This window comes from Nostoc sp. ChiVER01 (assembly GCF_034531155.1).
Classification (GTDB): Bacteria; Cyanobacteriota; Cyanobacteriia; order Cyanobacteriales; family Nostocaceae; genus Nostoc.
Genome location: NZ_JAVRBS010000021.1, coordinates 98,321 through 119,229 on the forward strand (window position 1 = coordinate 98,321; position 20,909 = coordinate 119,229).

Below are 20,909 nucleotides of genomic sequence, written 5' to 3' on the forward strand. Positions count from 1 at the left end.
AGAATTAATAGGAGTGATGTCTGGCGAGATTGGGCATGGCGCATTGAGCATTAGTTATTCCCCCCATCTCTCTCATCTCTCCATTCCCGATTCCCCACTCCCCACTTCCCACTCATGAGCCTTTGTATCAATCCCGTTTGTCCTAAACCAAACCACCCGGATAATCATCAAAACCGCTTTTGTCAAAGTTGTGGTTCCCATTTGGAATTGCTAGGGCGTTATCGGGTGATGAGCCTGTTGAGTGACAAAACAGGATTTAGTAAAGTTTATGAAGCTTATGAACAAGATACCCCTAAAATCCTCAAGATACTCAAAGAGGATTTATCAGGGGACGCTAAAGCAGTAGAACTATTTCAGCAAGAAGTAACCGTATTAGGACAACTTAAGCATCCCGGCATTCCCAAAGAAGATAGTTACTTCCAATATCAAACCCGAAATGGTTTAGTGTTGCATTGCATTGCAATGGAAAAAATCGATGGATACAACTTAGAACAATGGTTAAAGCAGCAGCAGAATTATCCTATTTCGCAGGAACAAGCTGTAGCTTGGTTAAAACAATTGGTAGAAATTTTGGATTTAGTGCATAGTAAACAGTACCTGCATCGAGATATTAAGCCATCTAATATCATGATTAGATCCCCCCTTGGTAAGGGCTGGGGGGATTTGATACTAATTGATTTTGGCACTGCCACTGAAATTGATAGAACCTACCCAGATAAACTCAACAACGGCGACGGAATGACAGCACTTATGTCATCTGGCTACAGCGCTCCAGAACAAATGAATGCTCAAGCAGTACCGCAATCAGATTTCTTTGCCTTGGGGCGCACATTTATATTTTTACTCACGGGATACCATCCTTTAGATATGTATGATATGCAGCAAAATTTATTGCACTGGCAAAATCATACTATCCATATCTCACCCTTACTATTGAACTTAATTGATTGGCTCACAGCGCCAGCTATAGAAAAACGTCCCGCTAATGCCCAAGAGATTTTACAACGCTTAGAAGAAATTGAAAACCAACTAACAGAAACTACTCCTGAAAATATTAATTTAGTAAAGGATAGTAATATCGAACAATTGCCACCACTAATTACTAAAACTTCATTTGCTCCACATAAACAGCTAGAAGAATTACCTCTACTGAAATTTTTTGTAGCACTGCTAGTGATATTAGGATTGATTAGTATAGTGGCTTTAGCAACGCGGACATCAAAATTTTCTGTAAGGCAAAATTATGGGCAATACCCAGAAAAAAAAGGTAACATTGATTATTTTCCTTATAAAGAAGGTAAGGATAGTCAGGGGAGGGTAGCCGAATTTAATATAGCTGTTTTATCAGTAGAATATAAATGGCTTTTAGGTAGCAATTTTCAAATTAAATATAATGATGAAATTATTAGTCTTGACCTTTTAAATTTAAAATTAGAACAAGAACGTATACAGAATATAATGCAAGACCCTAGTGAGATTATCTCTGTAGGCACAGTTTCTTGTAAAGGCAATATAGAAGTTCAACAGCGAATGGCTCTAGAACGTTCTAAACAAATACAATTTTTCGTAAAAAAATTGTTGATTAATACACCAAGTATTAAAGGTTATCGTTTATTAAATTTAGGACAATTTCAACGGAGTGATTGTCAGGCAAATCAGGATTTAACTAAATATCAGAGAAGTATTATAATCATTGGTGTCAAAAAACTATCACCAGGTGTAATTCTTGATGAAGCATTACGGAATAGGTTAGAAAAGAAGCCTTTTGCTGATTTTAAGTTAGAAGATTATTCTTTGGGAACGGCAGAAAAGTTTAAGACAATACCGAGTAATTTATAAAATCTCTAGCAAATAAAATATATTAGTGCATAGGCTTAATCCATCGTAGATATCGCCACTTTACTCGTAAACTACAACTGTGCTCATCTACATCCTTTATTTAAGCTCCCATCCCAGAGTAACGCTTTAAACCTGCACGCCAAAGAAAGCGATTCGCACCCAAAAACACTAATATCCATCCCACTATTGACCCAAATCCTCGCCCTATATCTACGGGTAGCCCTACCAAAAGACTCGCAGGAAAATTAATCAAATAGGGAAAAGGTGTAAACATCACTATTTTTTGCATAGGTTCTGGAAAAAGCTCTAAAGGTGCTATCAAACCAGATAAAAATAGATAAAATAACAACCAAAAATTTTCTAAAGCGCTAGCCCGTTCTGTCCAAAAGGCAAACATGGCAAAGGTGTACTGAATCGTAAACCGCAAAGCAAAAGCTAACATCGCTGCCAATGTAAACAGCAAAAACCTACTCAAACTTGGTACCCAAAAAGCTTGGGGATAAAGAATAAAAAATAATCCCACTAATAGAAAAGCAAACATTAGCCGAGCAAATCTTTCAGAAACATGACGTGCAACATGATGCCATACTGGGTCGAGTGGTTGCAGCAACTTGGGCGAAAGCTTGCCTTCCACTACCTCTGCTTCAAAGTCCCAAATTACCCAGACAACTGTTAATTGTCTCACGATGAAAACTGTGATAAAGTAACGAGCAAAATCCACAGGTGATAGCCCAAACTGCCCGCCTTGTGCTGCCTGTATCCAGATACCCATAAGAATAATCGGCAAAGACCCAGCCAAAATCCATAAGATTAGTTCTGCTCGATACTCAACCATATAGGCATAGTATACTGATAGCAAAGTTAAGGCTTTTCTAATTATCCGCTTCATTTATTCACTTCTCGCTACAAAAGTTACTTAGAATTCTTTACAGACGTGATTAATCGCGTCTCTACTACACGACACCTGCCTGAAAAACTCGTCCAATAACTTCTTCTACAGGCGGTTCAGTAACTGTTAAATCAATTACCTCCAAATCCGTCAAAATCTTAGAAACGGTGCGGGTGAGCGCCTCTCTAGATACCATAAAATGCACCGATCGCCCTTCTGAGTGTTGCACATCACCATAGGTCATAAGTTTTTCTATCGGTAGAGGTTGGGCTAACTCTATATGAACTTCCCGGTATGGGGCAAAACGTTCTAGTAGTCCATCTAAACTACCGTCATACATTAGCCTTCCCTCGTGAATCAACAGCACTCGTTGACACAAAGCTGTGATATCAGCCATGTAATGACTCGTCAACAGCACTGTAGCTTGATAACGCTGATTGTAATCGCGCAAAAAATCGCGCACCGCTACCTGAGCATTTACATCTAGTCCCAGCGTTGGTTCATCTAGAAATAATACGTGGGGACGATGCAAAAGTGCTGCTAGCAATTCTGCCTTCATCCGTTCACCCAAAGATAGCTTCCGTACTGGTTGAGTAAGCTTACCTTCTAGGGAAAGCATCTCTGTTAGTTCTCCTACCCGCCGTTGGAACTCTTTATCAGAGATGTTATATACAGCAGCATTAATTTTCAAAGAATCCAGTGCTGGCAAGTCCCAAATTAACTGCTGCTTTTGCCCCATTACCAAGGTAATTTTTTGCAAAAATGCTTCTTTGCGATGAAACGGAATTTGTCCAGCAACTTTGACTGTACCGCTAGAGGGATGAATCAGCCCCGTGAGCATTTTGAGTGTGGTAGTTTTACCAGCACCATTTGGGCCCAAAAACCCCACTACTTCACCAGGGGCAATTTCAAAGGAAACATCCTGAACTGCTTTAATTGTGCGGTAGGTGCGGCGAAAAAAGTGGCTGATTGTACCTTTGATACCCGGACTTTTAACTGCCACTGGATAAGATTTACTCAGATTTTCAGCAATGATAATTGACATATTTTTTTTGTTAGAAATTAAATTTTAGATTGCGGCATGAGCGCTCAGTCGAAGGCTTTTTCCTTCAATCCAAAATCCAAAATTCAAAATCTAAAATGGTTTTACCGTAAACGTCCTGATCGCAATGTACTAATAATTAACCACAAACCCAATAAACTAGCGACTGCAAACAGGGTGGTACTTAAAAAAGATAGCTGTGTTGTCTGCGCTCTGGTGGAAATAATTGCTGCACCCATAATCAGCGAACCTACTAATATACTAAAAGATAGTCGGTTCGCTGCATCGTCCATAGTACGCCGCACACCATCTAACCCCCGCAGCGATAAATTCCACTGTAAGGTTTCCGAGGTAACTCGGTCTAATAATAGTTCTATTTGGCGGGGAGATTGGAGAGACAGACTTTTAATATCTAAGGCTGTCCGTAATAGCGATCGCACTGGATTATCGCCCAGTAATTGCCGACGAAACAAGTCTGTAATTAATGGTTTAACTTCATCAAAAAAGTTAAGCTCCGGGTTAAATGTCCGCGCTACACCCTCTAAATTCGCTAGGGTTTTCGCATACAAACCCATATTGCTAGGTAATCTAATTTTATTGTTGCGGGCAACTTGTAATACTTCATAAATTATCTGACTGAAGTTGATTTGCGTTAGGCTGACATTGTGATATTTTCGCAACATGCGATCGTAATCATTTTCTAAGCGCGACAAAATTACTGGTTGAGCAGAATCTGAGAGTTGCAAAGTTAATTGAGCGCACCTTTGAGCATCTAAATCAACGATCGCTAACAACATTTCTGTTAATATCTGCTGTGTACGGGGATCAAGTCTTCCCACCATGCCACAGTCTAAGAGGGCAACACGACCATCTTTGAGATAAAACAAGTTTCCCGGATGGGGATCGGCGTGAAAAAAGCCATCAATATATAGTTGTTGAAAAAATACCCGAAATAACAAAGTAGTTATTTCTTTACGCTTTTCAGCAGAGTCTTTAACGTTAGGGTCACTATCTAAATCCGCCGCTAGGAACGGCACTCCATCCAGCCATTCCATCACCAGTAATTTTGCTGTAGTTAATTCCCAGTTAATTTCCGCAACCACTATTTGCGTGGGATCATACCAGCGACTTTTAGATAAATTGCGTCGCAATTGGTCTGTAAAACCCGCTTCCCGTGTAAAATCTAACTCGGCTTCTAGAGCTTTGGTAAATTCTTCGGCGATGGATTTAATTTCGTATGTTTGCCCAAATTCAGTCCGCGCTACTAAATCGGCAATACCTTGAATTAAAGCAATATCTTGGGCAATGGTCAGATCAATTCCTGGACGTTGCACTTTCAGAGCAACTTCTCGACCATCTATTAATGTAGCTCGATGTGTCTGAGCAATTGATCCTGCTGCTACTGGAATCGGGTTAACTGTGCTGAAGGTTTCTGCTAGTGGAAGTTTTAATTCTTTACGGAGGATTATTTCTATTTCTGACCAAGGAACTGGTGGTACTTCGTCTTGTAGGGTTGATAGTTCCTCAATGTAGGAGGCGTTCAGTAAATCTGGACGCGTAGACATTAGCTGGCCAAGTTTGACGTAAACTGGCCCCAAGTCTACCAGGATATTTTTTAAAACCGCAGGTGTAGGTAGCTGGGGTTCATCAGCTTTGCCACCAGTAAGTAACCTTCGCATATAGTCCCAGCCATTGCGAAGGAATACTTCAAGAATTTCTCGTTGACGGGGAACAGTTTGGGTGAGGAACATTTTTGAGAGTGGGGAGTGGGGAGTGGGGAGTGAGTGGGGAGCAGGGGAGGCAGGGGGAGCAGGGGAGGCAGGGGAAGATGAAGTATTGATTCTTGACCAATGCCCAATGCCCCATGCCCAATGCCCCATTTCAAATTGCTCTGCTTTTCGACAGTCAAGTTATAATGGAAAAATAGGCTTTTTCGCCTCTACCAAGGGTTTTAACTTTTATAGCAGGTCGGTAAATCGGGAATCGCTTTGGAGAATTTTAAGGATCTGCTTGATTTCCTGGGTACGTTCTTTTTTAACAACGAGGGTGACATTGCGATCGCGCACAATCACCACGTCCTCTAAACCAATTGTAACAACTACATCCTCTGGATTTGAGGCGTAAATAATCGCCCCTTGCGTATCTAGCCCTACGTGCGTAGCCAGTTCCACATTGGGAGTCTCTTCTGTTTTCAGTAAGCGTTCGATCGCATTCCAATCTCCTAAATCATCCCAACCAAAATCAACTGGCAAAACGTATGCTAGAGTTGTCTTTTCCATTAGCGCATAGTCTATACTCTTCTTAGGCAACTGGGGATAGATATCAGGGCCATGTTGTTCTAAAGGTTCGATAATTTCTGGTGCATGGGCATGTAGTTCCTTGAGAACAACCCCTGCCCGAAAAACGAACATTCCACTATTCCAGCTAAAGCGTCCCGTAGATAAAAAAGTTTCTGCCGTTTCCCGGTCGGGCTTTTCAGTAAAACGGTTGACGTGATAAGCTGGCAACTCATTAAAGCTACCTATTTTTTCACCTTGTTCAATGTAACCGTAACCGGTTGATGGAAAAGTAGGCTTGATCCCCAGTGTAACGATCGCTGCTGTGCTTGCTGCTAGTTGCGTAGCCGCGCTTAATGTGCGTGCAAACGCCTCTTGATCAGCAATCCAGTGGTCAGCAGGGAAAAAGCCAATCACAGCGTCTTCTCCATAGCGCTGTTTGATTTCTAAACTTGTCCAAGCAACGGCTGCGGCGGTGTCTCTTCCTTCCGACTCAATCAATAAATTCTGAGATGGTAGTTCAGGTAATTGTTGTCTTACCCCTTCAGCTATCTGATTAGAAGTAATTACCCACAAGGAATCCCACCCGTTACCGAGTTCAATCAATCGATCGGCGGTTGCTTGTAATAAACTTCTAGAGCTACCATCAAGACTTAAAAATTGCTTGGGTCGGTCTTTGCGACTCAGGGGCCAAAAACGTTCACCTTTACCACCAGCAAGGATTACGGGGAACAATAAAGTATTCATGTTGTCATACACGCCTACCGAAGAACATTACAAGTTTACAGTGAGCTTTTCCACTGGCAATATTTGTAGCTTGGATTAACATACTTTTAGGGAGTGGTTGAGTGGGGAGATAATTGTGATAAAACAAGTCGAATGGTCAGAAAATCCGTTGACATCTCAGCAAGTTGCAGAATTTCAAACTGACGTGCGATCGCAGCAACTTCAACGAACAGAAAATCAAGTAACACCAGCACAAGTAGAGGATTTAAAGGAGGAGAATGTCGAACTAAACCCGCCAGCGAATCCTAACCGTAGCGTTGTCGAATCAGTGGGGGCAATTCCCAATCAGCTTTATGAGAGACTGGGCTTAACCATGCCTCGATGGCTGTTGTGGATCATGACGGTTGTCATCGGCATCATCTTATCTGGTTTACTGGTATCAACCTTAGCGCTGTGGACTCCGTTGTGGAGCAATCTAGATCGAACAGATGAAGATTTAGGAACTACTGCTAAAGACGAGATAAAAATTCCATTACCAGGGGAGTTATGGAGCAAACTTTCCCAGTACAGCCTTTCACGACCCATGAATATTTTAATTATGGGGATTGAACCAGTTAGCGGTACTGTTGACGGTTCACCAGAAAGCTTTGCTGGGAAAAGCGACACCATGCTGCTAGTAAGGCTCAATCCTAGTGAAAAATCTGTACGGGTGCTTTCCATTCCCAAAGATACGATGATCGCCATCCCAGAAAAGGGAGAAAAGGGTTTAACTAAGGTATCTGATGCTAATGCCAAAGGCGGCCCAGTCTTGGCTGCACGGGTAGTTAGCCGTACCTTAAACAATGCCCCAATTGATCGCTATATCCGTATTTCTACTAGTGGCTTACGGCAATTAGTCGATCAGTTAGGCGGAGTAGAGGTATTTGTTCCCAAGTCAATGGAATATAAAGACTCTAGCAGTCGGCTGTCGATTAATTTAGTTAGTGGCTGGCAAACCCTCAACGGCGAACAAGCAGAACAGTTTGTCCGATTCCGCGAACCAGGTTTGGGAGATTTACCGAGAGTGCAGCGTCAGCAAGCACTAACAGCAGCATTGCTGCAACGCTTAAATAGTCCTACCGTCTTACCCAGGTTGCCTCAATTAACTCGCTTGATGCGAAAATACTTTGATACCAACCTGAAGATGGAAGAAATGATGGCGTTGGTGAATTTCGGCCTCAACTTGGATCGAGATAATTTCCAAATGACCGTGTTGCCTGGTACGTTTAGCCGTTTTAGCAAAGACCCTGATAGCTATTGGCTAAATATGACTGGACAACAGAGCCTGTTGAATGATTATGTTGGGGTAAATGTACCTGGTCTAAAACCAGATATGCGCCAGGTTCCTAACCTCAAAATTGCTATTCAAAATGCTTCCAATCAACCTCAGCTAACTGAAAAAGTTATTGCTTATCTGAAACAGAAAGGCTTTACTAATATTTACAAAGTGCCTGATTGGCCAGATACCCAACGTCAAACTCAGATCGTTGTCCAAAAAGGCAACCGACGAGTTGGAGTTGATTTGCAAAAAGTCTTAGGCTTGGGTCAAATTGAGGTAGCGGCGATTGGTGATTTAGAATCTGATCTCACTATTCGGATTGGTAAAGATTGGAAATAGTCAAGAGTCATTAGTCATTAGTCATGAGTCATTGGTTAAATGACAAGCGGCTAATGACAAAAGACTGGTGATAAAAAATAAAGTTATGAAAAAGATTTTACTGCGCTTTTTGGGTTTGATTGTAATTTTAATACTGGCATTTGGGTGGGTAATACTTAATCCCAAACCGGCTTTTGCTCAGATAAATACAATCAATTACAACAATATAAATTTAGAAAATCGTGATTTTTCTCATGCTGATTTAGCAGGTGTGACATTTGTAGCAGCAGAAATGCGGGGGACGAATTTTCAAGGAGCGAATTTAACTAATGCAATTCTCACTAAAGGAGTTTTGTTAAAGGCAAATTTGGAGGGTGCGAATCTGACCGGCGCTTTAGTTGATCGCGTCACTATGGATAGTGCTAACCTGAAAAATGCCATTTTTACGGAAGCAACTTTGACCCGCAGCCGTTTTTTTGATGCCGAAATTACAGGCGCTGATTTTACCGACGCTTTAATTGACCGTTATCAAGTGTCGCTAATGTGTGAAAGGGCCGATGGGGTAAACCCGGTTACGGGTATGTCAACGCGAGATAGTTTGGGGTGTAAGTAAAAAATCTCAACGTTGAGCATAGAAATAGAGATATCAATTATCCGTGGGAATTTCAATTAAAAACTCTGTTCCTTCTCCTGGTTTAGAAGAACATTTAATCTGACCATGATGTTTTTCAACTATTATTTGATGGCTGATAGATAATCCTAACCCCGTACCTTTACCTGGTGCTTTGGTAGTGAAGAAGGGATCAAACATATGCGATCGCACCTCTTCTGGAATTCCCAGACCATTATCAGCTATTCTAATTACAATCTGGTTATTAACGGTTTGCGTACTAATCCAGATAGTTAAGGGTATTTTTGGACACCTTTGAGATAAATTCAAATACCTTTGCTGTATAGTTTTAAACTTTTCCTCTAATGCATCAATACTGTTACTTAGAAGATTCATAAACACTTGATTTAATTGTGCTGGATAGCATTCGAGCAAACGTAAAGTAGCATATTCTTTCACAATTTCAATAGCTGGGCGTTCATTATTGTTTTTGAGCCGATGCCCTAAGATTAGCAAAGTACTATCCAATCCTTCATGAATGTCTACTGGCTTCAATTCAGCCTCATCTGTACGAGAAAAGTTACGCAGTGATAAAACAATCTCACAAATTCGCTCTGTGCCTACTTTCATAGACTCAAGGGTTTTAGGTAAATCTTCGATAAGAAAATCCAAATCAGTCTTGTCAATTTGCTGTTGAAAAGTTGGCAAAAGGGAGGAATTTTGACGGTAAAGTTTTACTACCTTTAGCAATTCTTGAGTATATTCATTTAAATGGATAAGATTACCGAAAATAAAACTCACAGGATTATTGATTTCATGAGCGACTCCAGCAAGTAGTTGTCCTAATCCTGCCATTTTTTCACCCTGAATTAACCGGGTCTGAGTTTGTTTTAATTCTTGCAGAGCTTGAGTAAGTTCTAAAGTTTGACGTTTAGTTTGTTCGAGTAATTCTGCCTGCTGAATCGCAATTCCCAGTTGCACTCCTACTTGAGCCAGTAAATTAATTTCTTCCTCTTTCCAATAACGCGGTTGCGAATTTTGATAAGCAACTAATAATCCCCATAATTTTTCACCTTCCCGAATTGGGACAAAGGTTTCGTTACGCGGAAGTTCGTTATCATCGTCTGTGTCCTCAAAAGTTTCTATAATCATTGGTTGAGCTTGTAAAACAGGTTTCCAACCATCTTTAAAAGAATCTGCTACAAATTTACCGCTCCAATCTGAGTTGAAACGGTAGATTGCAACTCGCTCGACTTCGAGCAACTCTCGCACAGCGTGAGTAGTGGTTCTAAAAATAGTTTTAATATCAAGTGACTGACGGATTTTATCAATAGTTGCAGCCAGCAATTCTTGCCGTTCCATTGCTTTCTCCCTTTCAGTAGCTTCTGCTAACTGGACAACCTGCATTTGAACTTGCTTTAAATAAGAATCTTGTTTTAATGCCACTCCCAATTGCTCGGCTATTTGACTAGCAAATTCAATTTCAGAGGGTTGCCATTGACGAGGAGCGGTGCATTGATGAATACACAGCAATCCCCAAAGTTCACCTTTTTTCAATAGAGGTGCGATCATATTTGCTCGCACTTGAAATTTTTCTAAGATTTGAACGTAGCAACCGGGAAACTTTCCTTGATAAATGTCAGCGATCGCATTTACTCGACCCTGTGCATAAAGGTGGGCAAAGTTTTCACCGAAGCAATAATCATAAACTTTTTCTGCGATTACCGAGTTACACTCAGCTACAACATCCTCAGAAATAAATTCTCCTTCCCAATCTTTTTGAGGATCAAAACGAAAGACTGCAACTCTGTCTGCTTGCAGCATTTTCCGTGCCTCGGTGACAGTAGTTTGGAAGATTGTATCTAAATCTAAAGACTCCCGAATTCGAGTAATCACACTAGTTAATGTCTTTTGTTGCTCTGCTTGGTACTGAGCGTATGCCAGCAACTTATGATGTCGCACTGCTACACCAATTTGTGTGCCGATTTTGCTCAGTGATCCGACTTCATAAGATTGCCACTGTCTGGGTGAAGAATTTTGGTAAGCAGCAATGACTCCCCAAAGTTTGTCTCCTTGGAGAATCGGAGCAGTTGCAAAGGCTTTTGCCTGAAATTGCTCCAATAGGGTTACATGACAGTTTGTTAATCCGGCTTGGTAAATATCATTGGCTGTAAATGTCTGGTTGTGAGCGTAACGTCCACCTTGCGTCTGTTGTAAATAAGTATCAGCGATCGCAGGCTCAACACCAACTAAAGGAGTCCAGCCTTCTGCCAACGATTCAGCAACGAAGTTACCACTCCAATCGTCATTAAAGCTAAAAATTGCAACTCGATCAGCTTGCAGCAGGTGGCGTATTTCTTGAGTTGTTGTTTTAAATATAGTTTCAATATCAAGGGGTGAGCGAATTTCATCGACAATCCGAGCAATTACTTGGTCGCGTTGAGCCGCTTGAGCCAATTCTGCGGCTTGCAATTGGACTTCATTGAGGTGCTTCGCTTGTTGAATCGCAACGGTAAGATGGTCAGCAATTTGACGAATAAACTCAATTTCTGATTCTTTCCAGTCACGAGCCTTACTGCACTGATGAATGCAAAGCAATCCCCACAATTCCTTTTGGCGCAATAGAGGGACAACGAGGTTGGCCTTTACCTGAAATTTACTCAAAAATGCTATATGACAATCACTCAGTCCCGCCTTGTAAATATCTGCTACTGCTTGCACTCTACCTTGTTGATAACTCGAAGCAAATTGTTCTCCAAAGCAGTGGTCGTAAACTTTTATTGCCAGTGCTGAGTTCCAGTCAAGTGCAACATCCTCAGAAACAAATTCTCCCTCCCAGTTTTTTTCTTGGTCAAACTGGAAGACTGCCACACGATCAGCATTTAGCAACTGACGCATTTGTGTAACGGTAGTTTGAAAAATTGTTTCTAAGTCAAGAGACTCCCGAATTCGGACAATTACACTCGCCAGAGCCTTTTGTTGGTCTAGTTGTTCTTGAAGTTGAGCGTTTGACAAAAGAAGTTGATTGTCCGTGAAATTTGAATTGGGTTCCATTGCTCTGGATTATGTCGTTTAATGATTCCTCATACCAACTTCATGAAGTTAAAAGGTGCCAAAAATATGACAAACTGCAAATTTTTGCAGTGTTCAATAATTTCTCAGAAGATGGTTATTGTTATAGTTCCCCTTTCTTTCTCTATCCTCATAATGGGTTAAAAAATAATTTTGGTTTGTACACAATAAAGGATATGACTAAGTGAGTGTTGCCGGAAGAAATCAAAAAAGAACTGATCCCCCTGCTCACTCTGTGATTTTATTTGGAAGTCCTTTGAGCGATCGTGCCAATATCCACCGTAGGATGCCCAAAGGGCTGTAGGGCGAAACCATGTAAAATAAGTAATTTATCAAAATTTACCTGACAGATTACGGAATTTCAGGTTAAATGTTTTAAAGTATGCACTCTGCAAGAGTTGTCGGGTAATATTCGTGACACAACAAGACCAAAAACCCTCTCGTTCTTTCGCTGGAATTGCTGGCATTGTTGCCGCAGCCACCTTAATTAGTAAAGTCTTCGGTTTAGTGCGGCAGCAAGCGATCGCTGCCGCTTTTGGTGTTGGTGCTGCTGCCACCGCCTATAGTTATGCCTATATTATCCCTGGCTTTCTATTGATATTACTCGGTGGTGTTAATGGGCCATTACACAGTGCAGTTGTCAGCGTTTTAGCCAAGCGGCGGCGAGAAGAAGCGGCTCCCCTAGTGGAAACCGTAACAACTCTGGTAGCTGGATCGCTATTAGTAGTGACAATTGCTCAAGTTTTATTTGCAGATGCGATCGTTGATTTAGTCGGTCATGGTTTGGAAGCGACAACTAGAGCGATCGCAATTCAACAACTCCGCATTATGGCACCAATGGCTTTATTTGCCGGATTAATTGGCATTGGCTTTGGCACTCTCAATACAGCCAATCAATATTGGTTACTCTCCATTAGTCCCTTATTATCCAGTATTACCGTTGTTGCCGGTCTTGGTATCTTGGCTATGCAACTGGGCAAAGACATTATTAAGCCGGAGTACGCTTTAATCGGTGGAATGGTTTTAGCTTGGGGAACCTTGGCAGGTGCAGTTCTCCAGTGGTTAGTGCAGCTAATTGTCCAATGGCGGTTAGGACTAGGCACATTACGCCTGCGGTTTGATTTTAAATCCCCAGGCGTTCAAGAAGTCATTAAAATCATGACTCCGGCAACAGTTTCCTCTGGAATGATGCCAATTAATGTTGCCACTGACCTTTATTTTGCCAGTCCTATTCCTGGTGCGGCGGCAGGATTTAACTATGCGAATCTACTAGTACAGACTCCGTTAGGGATTATTTCTAATATCATTTTACTGCCCCTGTTACCGATATTTGCCAAACTTGCTGACCCCGAAAATTGGTCAGATTTAAAGTTACGTATTCGCCAAGGACTGCTACTTACTGCCTTCACCATGCTACCGCTAGGGGCGCTGATGGTGTCGTTATCAGTACCTATTGTACAGGTGGTATATGAGCGCGGTGCTTTCAAGCCAGATGCCACACAGCTAGTTTCATCCTTGCTAGTAGCTTATGGAATTGGGATGTTTGCCTATTTGGGACGTGATGTTTTGGTGCGGGTGTTCTACGCTTTAGGTGATGGACAGACACCTTTTCGCATCAGTATTTTTAACATTTTGCTCAACATCATATTAGATTGGTTTTTCGTTAAACCTTTTGGCGCTCCCGGTTTGGTGTTAGCAACGGTGGGTGTAAATTGTAGCTCAATGTTAATGCTGTTATGGTTGCTTGATCGCAAGCTCAATGGTTTACCTTGGCGTGAATGGAGTTTGCCGATTTTGGGTTTGACTGCGGGTAGTTTGGTAGCTGGGATAGCAAGCTATGGGACTTTGGTTGCTTCTCAACAATTGCTGGGTAAAACGGGTTTACTGATTTTGGTGTTGCAGTTGTGTATATCAGGCTTCGTGGGGATTGCAGTGTTTGCTGCGATCGCTTCATCAATGAAAATACCAGAGGTGAATAGTTTTATATCTCGTCTACGTCAGCGCTTTTTGAAAAAATAACTGTTATCTGAAGAAACTTTTGCCGTTAGTTAACGTCACAATAAACGTTACAAGAATAACCAGTCTCTGAGCTATTTCTTAAGGGCATCTAAAAGTCAGACAAATGACATTTTGCACCATTATTAATAAACTTAGGGTAGGCAGTGCTAGTCCCTAATCTCCAAGTCGCCAGTCCCAAGTCCCCAGAGTCCTCTCAAAAGGGACGAGATTTGGGTAATATAAAGTAGCTATCTTTTCTGCATGGCAGATCCTGAAAGAAAAGCTTTCTTTGTCTTACCCCTTGGAGATATTTCTATGCTGACTTTAAAAATCGCTGTTTATATTGTTGTTGCCTTCTTCGTCACTATCTTCGTCTTCGGATTTTTGTCAAACGATCCAGCTCGTAACCCCGGCCGTCGGGACTTAGAGTAAAAGGGCGATAAATCATCCGCGACTTTAGAAGGCGGAAGATACTAAACCCCACGGAAACTTACTAAACTTTCGCCTAGTAAGTTTCCTCCTCAAAGTGGCTTGCTACCGGTAGCAGAAGGCGACAGTCGGAAGGCAAAATGTATATTTAATCCTTCCCTCCGTCATTTGGCTGTTTGTTAGCCCGATTATGCTCAAATATGCTTCATCCAGTTCTGCCGCCTGATCCGCCTTTTATCCTCGAATCTTTACAAGCTGTAAATCCCGCCTCATCTGCTAGTCATACAAATTTTCTTTCAGGTGTAGATACTGGAATACACGAAAAGATAGACAAATCCAAACAGCCCAAGGATTTGGCTCAGTTAGCAATTGCGGGTAAAACCAAGAGCGATCCCCCATTGCCAACTCCGATCAACTCAACTCAAAATCACTTGGTAGTTGCCGAAACTCCCTCTGTACCCCATTCACCAGAAATTTCGCCCATCAACAGTTCTGGAACTGCTGCACCTTTGGGGCGATCGCTGATCGTTGGTTATCCCACGCAGGAGGTTAAAACCTCTAATTACCGAAAGAAAGAAGACACAAAAACAAGTCCGAGTGTCAACGTTCAGCGCTCGGAACTTCTGCTAAGAGCGGCGTTACGCAAGCAGGAGACGCAAAGAGAAACCACTACGTTGCCAAAGAAAGTTGGAGCGGAGACTTCCTCTGTAAACTTAAAATTTGAACCTTCTCAAAAACTTGGTGAGCGAGCGCCAACTCTCAACTTTAGTAGAGAAAAACAAACCTTTTTGGATGCTAGCTTTAGCTATAAAGTTTCCCAAAAACCCCAACTTGCCCAGTCTTTGCGTCCTCTCCAAACTGTTCCAAGTGCTACATACAGCAACAAAATCGAATCCAAAGCGGGAATCTTAGCACAGAAGTTAACCCCGCAAAAACAGCAAAGTGATATTACTTCAATACAGTCTTCAGGAAGAGACAATATCTCTGAATCTGCTGCTGATCTTGCACCGAGTTCTCAATCAGTACAAAATTTTATAAAATTCACGTCTCGTAAACTGACAAACCAACTCTCATCGCCCATCACTGTAGGATTCAAGTCCCAAGCCCAACAACAAGCTCAAGCACCAACGCCTACACCAGATGGCAACACCATTAATCAGCCGCAAAGTCAACCATTTGATACAACTGCGCCAGCTAAACCGAGAATTGTAGAAGTCACTTCAGATCGGCAAGAGTATGACGAGCAACGGCGAATTATTACGGCTGTTGGTAATGTAGTTGTGCGATTTGATGGGGCGGTGGTGGATGCCGATCGCCTGCAAGTAAATCTAGACAACTTGATTGCTGCTGGGTTCGGCAATGTAACTTTAACACGGGGCGATCAGGTACTGCGCGGACAACGCTTTACTTATAACTTTGTTCAAGATAGTGGAGAACTGCTAAATGGTAGAGGAGAAATTTATGTACCCTCAGCACAAACAGATTTTGCTTTTTCATCCACGGGTGTAACTGCTGGTGGAGTTCCAAGACGTCCACCGAGCGATCGCATTAGAGCCAATCAACCTCTTTCCGGTGTGAGCAGCCCTGGAGGAATTGATGTAAACATAGGTGGTCAGGCAAATGCTAGCAACATCGCGCCTCCGAAAACAGGGGGTGTAGTGAATCGGCTCAGGTTTGAAGCTGAACACATTGACTTTTATCCCCAAGGCTGGCAAGCAAGGGATGTTCGCCTCACCAACGATCCTTTTTCGCCCCCAGAACTAGAGTTACGGGCAAATACAGTAACTCTGACGCGAGAATCACCCTTGGTAGACCGCATCAGGACACAGAATCAGCGTTTGGTATTTGATCGAAGCGTCTCTTTACCAATTCCGGTGAATGAGCGAACTATTGACCGCCGGGAGCGGGACGTTACACCTGCAATAGCTTCCCCTGGTTATGATGGAAAAGATCGGGGTGGTTTGTATATTGAGCGTGGCTTTCCAGTCATTGATACAGAGAATACACGCTGGACAATTACGCCTCAGTTGTTAATACAAAGAACTGTACAAGAAGGCACGGGTGATTTAGGCGCACTGTTTGCTGTCAAGACAAAGATAAATTCTGTTTTGAATCCAAGAGCAGTCATTGACGGGACTGGGGAATTAACTAGTTTTGACTTGAACAAGGTAGAAGATAATTTGCGGGCGAGGTTAGGATTGCGCCAGATATTAGGGACTTCCCTTCCCCATGTTTTGAATCTGGAGTATAGCTACCGCGAGCGTTTTTACAACGGTACCCTCGGTTTTCAAACCGTCCAGAGCAGTCTTGGCGGCATTATTACCTCTCCTGTAATTCCTTTAGGCAAAAGTGGCATCAACCTCACCTATCAGGGAAGCGCTCGATATATCGATGCCAATACCGATCGCCAAGACTTACTAAAACCAGTGCGAGAAAACGATCGCATCTCACTAGGTCGTTTACAAGGCAGCGCTTCCCTTAGTACTGGGCTGTTGCTGTGGCAGGGAAAACCATTACCACCCACTGCCACTGGGGGATTACGATACACTGCTAACCCTGTAGTTCCTTACTTGCGAGCGATCGCTGGACTTACAGGCACTACCAGTTATTACACCAATGGCGATAACCAAAGCACCCTAACTGGTACAATTGGCTTACTAGGGCAAATTGGTCATTTTTCTCGACCTTTTTTAGATTACACAGCCTTCAATATTACTTATTCTCAAGGCTTAAACAACGGATTATCACCATTTTTGTTTGATCGCTCCGTTGACAACCAAGTGTTGAGCGCCGGGATATCACAACAAATCTACGGCCCTTTTCGCTTAGGCTTTCAAACATCTGTTAACTTGGATACTGGTAAAGAGACTAGCACCGACTACATTGTGGAATATAGCCGTCGCACCTATGGCATCACCTTGCGTTACAATCCGGTGTTGGAGTTAGGCGGTATCAGCATCCGAATTAGTGATTTTAACTGGGGTGGCGGCACTGATCCATTTTCTGAAGTTAAACCAGTGGTAGGAGGTGTGCAACAGGATTATTAGTCAGATAGTTAGGGACTTCCAGAAAATAAATTATCCAATTTACTCAGATCATATTTTTCTTTCTCCCCCAGCAAGAACTGCTCCCTGCCCCCCTGCCTACACCACGATAGAATATTTTTTTAGTTGGAAGTCCCTTAGCAGTTGCCCGACTCGACACTTGATTCTTTAAGGTTTTCTATCTTTTGCCCAGTCTAAGGATTTGGCACGACTCGACAGCTTACAGCACAATTGGTTGATGCCGCACCAGGTATTCTCAGCTTGGCATAGTCGCCGCTTAGTTGAATACGTGACGGTGGTTGGTGTAGGGTTGCACAGCATCTTTGCACTGCGGCTTGGTACTCTCGCCATTGCTTACGGATTGCAGTACTTGCAGCATCGTTACCTAAATCTGAAAATTTTAGCCCCGCTCGAATTAGCCAAGTTTCTACATCAGTTGTTTCACCTAGCATTTCTGGTATGGCATTAATTTTTTCCATGAGTAATATCTTTTACACGTATTTAAAATTGGTAATTTTACTTTAAAAAAAACTATTGATAATAGCCAATATAATTATTTATCAAAATCATCAATAAAAATGATTAAAAGAAGAGAATAAATTATTATTAAGGCTCTGATTTAGATACAAACACGATAGGGGCACAGCAATGCTGTGCCCCTACGAATGGTCTGTAATTTATGTAATCGAAAAGCCTAATATTACGGCTGGCAAATATCATTGCTTTAGGTTGTGAATAAGCTATTTTCTAGCTCAAAATCACTAGAAACGATAGCCTAATCCGGCTTGGAAGCTGACAGCATCAGCATCACTATTTCTGTAGGCATCAATGCCCCATTTAGTATCACCATAAGCAATGACATTATTGCTAACTTCTGATTCAATACCAAGGGTAACTACAGGTGCATTCTGATTGCCCAACGGGGTTTTTTGACCTTCGTCAGTTACAAAAGAATAACCACCACCGAAGTAAAGGTTAGTGTTTTTGGCAATGGGCGCATCGTAAGTCACTATGGGCATAATTGCGGCAGCATCACCACCATACAGCACAGAACCCCGCACTGAAACAGGCGCATTGGGAACGGCGTAACGTCCTTGAATATTACCACCAACTTGTGATTCATCGTTTCCTTGTCCGCCACTAGTTGCACCAACCGCAATACCAGCACCGATGTAATTGCCGTTTGTGCCAGCTGTTTGAGCAGAAGCAATTCCCGCCGAAAGAACAATGGAAGCAACAGCAACGAAAGAGGCAGCTAATTTTGTAAGTTTCATAGAATTCTTCTCACTAGAGTTAAGTAAAATCAATATTCTCTAGTACTAGAATCTCTTTTTTTACAAAATGTAACCTCGCACATCTGGTTCACCCAAGTGGCTGAATTCTTTCTCACCCACTTGGGTGTAACAAGTTAATTATTACAGGAAATAATTACTATGCCCAATGCCCAATGCCCTATCCCCTATTTCTCAATTTGAACTAATGCTTAAGTCTTTGCCAATTCGGTTTTTGATTACTCGTGCAGGTATGCCTACAGCAACGGAGAAAGGAGGAATATCTCTATTAACAACTGCTCCCGCACCAATAACACTGCCTTTGCCGATGGTAACTCCATCTAATACTGTTACTCCATGCCCTAGCCAACAGTCATCCTCAATTACAATTCCTTTGCGAGTAACACCTTGGTATTTAATCGGCTCCATCGGATCGGCAAAATTATGGTTATTAGCATATATCCCTGAGTAAGCAGCTATTAAGCAGTGTTTACCAATTTTGATGTCTCCTGGCCCCTCAATAGCCACGTTGGGGCCAATAAAGGTGTCTTCATCAATATGTATACACGTATTTTCTAAAGACCCTATATCAACGTTACGCTCAATAGCGACTCTATTTCCCAGATGAATTCTATTATTTTTATGTCCTCTAGCATCCATCCGCACACCCTTGAAAATATATACTCCACTGCCTATCTCAATACAGCAAGTACCGTTAAATTCAACACCATTTTGAATATAAACTGGGCTGCCTATATAGGCAAAAATACTACGATATCCCAAATTACGCAACTTCGGCCCCAAAATAAGTGTAGGAATATCCCCGAACACAGTAGTTACTAAAAGTTCTTGCACGCGCTGCAATTTGGAAAAATATTGCTCGTTATGCATGGCTACATATCTCTTCAATTAATTGTTGTTGACAGGATTGATTTGTTGGCTTTGTATTCTAATATTTTGCCAATGCCAAAAGATTTTGTACTTATTAATACATGATTTCCATTGGCAGTATTACCAAAATTTACCCATGTTTTTAGATGGTTTTCCAAATGTTGAAAAACCAGAGCCTGGTTTTGACTATGTGAGCAATTTACAGCACGTAAAAATATCGCTTCTTTTTCACCAAATCAATCTTAGTGAATTGCAGGGTCAAACCCAGACGATTAAATTGTCTGATGGAAAATTCTTTGGTTTAGATAGGCTACTGTTTCGGTTATCTGGTAAATTTGCAAAGCTTGTTACGCAAATAAGGATAAAGTTGTTTACCTTGAGGATACTTTTTCTCAAGCGGTTTTAGTCTTTTGAAACAACTCAGTTCCACAAGCTATATTGCAACAAAAAATACATTTAACTAGACTATATTCAAAAATTAGATAAAATTTCTGCCTAGCATGACAATGTAATTATTGTTAGATTTTTATGGGTATTTATGCCCGATTAAAATCCAACTAGGGTGGATTATCTCCCACATCAGCCATCACATTGAAGTTAACCATCGGTGCAAACAAGTAAGCGCTTCCCCGACTGCTATGACGGCTTTCTTGCAACGAATTTCTAGAGTATGCTGCTCCAATCATGTTGCACACAGATGATTTACAGACTAACCAATTTATGTTTTTAATTACATAAATGGTTTTTAATAACAATTGTTTTTAACGATAGCACATTTTATTTTTAATGGAACACTCTTATGAAATAATTTGATTTTCAGGTTGCTTGTTAATTCTAATGGTGAGATTAGTTAACTTTTTTACTAAAGCAATGCCTACGGCAAGCAAAGTCTACGCTACTCTTCAATAATTTTATACACCTAGAGAAAATTTCTTGAAAATGGGAACTTTAAAAATTCTCTAAGCGATTAATTAGTATTTATGTCTATATTTGTATTATTGTTTGTTCAAATACTTTTATATTTTTGTGTTAACTCAGAATGATATCTACTATACTGATGACACCCTCTTGGTTAAAAAGCTAAAAATCTTCCTCTTCCTTATTGCTTGTATCTAAAAATTTGTAAATCACCCATTCGGGTGAGCCAAGCGGGTGATGCGTGCTTGCCACTATTTATTATAAATTT

16 protein-coding genes are annotated in these 20,909 nt (G+C 41.5%); 7 read left to right on the forward strand and 9 right to left on the reverse strand.

Annotated features, from left to right (window positions below; genetic code table 11):
- Positions 1-114 precede the first annotated feature (114 nt).
- On the forward strand, positions 115-1,839 hold the full coding sequence (locus tag RMY00_RS24525; protein WP_322650040.1) for a serine/threonine-protein kinase: 1,725 nt from the start codon (positions 115-117) through the stop codon (positions 1,837-1,839).
- 100 nt (positions 1,840-1,939) lie between these two features.
- On the opposite strand, the gene RMY00_RS24530 is transcribed toward RMY00_RS24525, so the two are convergent.
- The 4 genes from RMY00_RS24530 to RMY00_RS24545 all read right to left on the reverse strand — a co-directional run bounded on the left by RMY00_RS24530 (position 1,940) and on the right by RMY00_RS24545 (position 6,793).
- Positions 1,940-2,728: an ABC transporter permease gene (locus RMY00_RS24530; protein WP_322650041.1), complete on the reverse strand. Its 789-nt coding sequence runs from the start codon at positions 2,726-2,728 to the stop codon at positions 1,940-1,942.
- Between the two features lie 64 nt (positions 2,729-2,792).
- On the reverse strand, positions 2,793-3,773 hold the full coding sequence (locus RMY00_RS24535) for an ATP-binding cassette domain-containing protein (protein ID WP_322650042.1): 981 nt from the start codon (positions 3,771-3,773) through the stop codon (positions 2,793-2,795).
- Positions 3,774-3,874: 101 nt separating this feature from the next.
- Positions 3,875-5,521, reverse strand: a complete 1,647-nt coding sequence (locus tag RMY00_RS24540; protein WP_322650078.1) for an AarF/ABC1/UbiB kinase family protein — start codon at positions 5,519-5,521, stop codon at positions 3,875-3,877.
- A gap of 207 nt (positions 5,522-5,728) precedes the next feature.
- The gene (locus RMY00_RS24545) at positions 5,729-6,793 is read right to left on the reverse strand and encodes a mannose-1-phosphate guanylyltransferase (protein ID WP_322650043.1); all 1,065 of its coding nucleotides are present in this window, start codon (positions 6,791-6,793) and stop codon (positions 5,729-5,731) included.
- 115 nt (positions 6,794-6,908) lie between these two features.
- Between RMY00_RS24545 and RMY00_RS24550 the strand changes: the two genes are divergently transcribed.
- Both RMY00_RS24550 and RMY00_RS24555 read left to right on the forward strand, forming a co-directional pair.
- Positions 6,909-8,429: an LCP family protein gene (locus RMY00_RS24550; protein WP_322650044.1), complete on the forward strand. Its 1,521-nt coding sequence runs from the start codon at positions 6,909-6,911 to the stop codon at positions 8,427-8,429.
- A gap of 85 nt (positions 8,430-8,514) precedes the next feature.
- The gene (locus tag RMY00_RS24555) at positions 8,515-9,021 is read left to right on the forward strand and encodes a pentapeptide repeat-containing protein (protein WP_322650045.1); all 507 of its coding nucleotides are present in this window, start codon (positions 8,515-8,517) and stop codon (positions 9,019-9,021) included.
- 33 nt (positions 9,022-9,054) lie between these two features.
- On the opposite strand, the gene RMY00_RS24560 is transcribed toward RMY00_RS24555, so the two are convergent.
- Entirely contained in the window at positions 9,055-12,072 is a 3,018-nt protein-coding gene (locus tag RMY00_RS24560; RefSeq protein WP_322650046.1) for a GAF domain-containing protein, read from the reverse strand.
- Positions 12,073-12,504: 432 nt separating this feature from the next.
- On the opposite strand from RMY00_RS24560, the gene murJ reads away from it, so the two are divergent.
- The 3 genes from murJ to RMY00_RS24575 all read left to right on the forward strand — a co-directional run bounded on the left by murJ (position 12,505) and on the right by RMY00_RS24575 (position 17,564).
- The gene (gene murJ / locus RMY00_RS24565; protein ID WP_322650047.1) at positions 12,505-14,109 is read left to right on the forward strand and encodes a murein biosynthesis integral membrane protein MurJ; all 1,605 of its coding nucleotides are present in this window, start codon (positions 12,505-12,507) and stop codon (positions 14,107-14,109) included.
- Positions 14,110-14,403: 294 nt separating this feature from the next.
- Positions 14,404-14,520 carry a photosystem II reaction center protein I gene (locus tag RMY00_RS24570; RefSeq protein ID WP_015114068.1) on the forward strand — a complete coding sequence of 39 codons (117 nt, stop codon included), beginning with the start codon at positions 14,404-14,406 and terminating at the stop codon, positions 14,518-14,520.
- A gap of 197 nt (positions 14,521-14,717) precedes the next feature.
- On the forward strand, positions 14,718-17,564 hold the full coding sequence (locus RMY00_RS24575; RefSeq protein WP_322650048.1) for a DUF3769 domain-containing protein: 2,847 nt from the start codon (positions 14,718-14,720) through the stop codon (positions 17,562-17,564).
- 191 nt (positions 17,565-17,755) lie between these two features.
- Here the strand turns inward: RMY00_RS24575 and RMY00_RS24580 are convergent, their stop codons facing one another.
- From RMY00_RS24580 to RMY00_RS24590, 3 genes are all read right to left on the reverse strand, one after another.
- Complete coding sequence (locus RMY00_RS24580) at positions 17,756-18,040, reverse strand: hypothetical protein (RefSeq protein WP_322650049.1); 285 nt, start codon at positions 18,038-18,040, stop codon at positions 17,756-17,758.
- A 282-nt stretch (positions 18,041-18,322) separates the two neighbouring features.
- The gene (locus tag RMY00_RS24585; protein WP_322650050.1) at positions 18,323-18,835 is read right to left on the reverse strand and encodes an outer membrane beta-barrel protein; all 513 of its coding nucleotides are present in this window, start codon (positions 18,833-18,835) and stop codon (positions 18,323-18,325) included.
- 192 nt (positions 18,836-19,027) lie between these two features.
- Positions 19,028-19,723, reverse strand: a complete 696-nt coding sequence (locus tag RMY00_RS24590) for an acyltransferase (RefSeq protein WP_322650051.1) — start codon at positions 19,721-19,723, stop codon at positions 19,028-19,030.
- A gap of 136 nt (positions 19,724-19,859) precedes the next feature.
- Between RMY00_RS24590 and RMY00_RS24595 the strand changes: the two genes are divergently transcribed.
- Positions 19,860-20,129 (forward strand): hypothetical protein, encoded by a 270-nt coding sequence (locus RMY00_RS24595; protein WP_322650052.1) that lies wholly within the window; start codon positions 19,860-19,862, stop codon positions 20,127-20,129.
- Between the two features lie 151 nt (positions 20,130-20,280).
- Here the strand turns inward: RMY00_RS24595 and RMY00_RS24600 are convergent, their stop codons facing one another.
- The gene (locus RMY00_RS24600; protein WP_256091202.1) at positions 20,281-20,409 is read right to left on the reverse strand and encodes a hypothetical protein; all 129 of its coding nucleotides are present in this window, start codon (positions 20,407-20,409) and stop codon (positions 20,281-20,283) included.
- Positions 20,410-20,909: the final 500 nt, after the last annotated feature.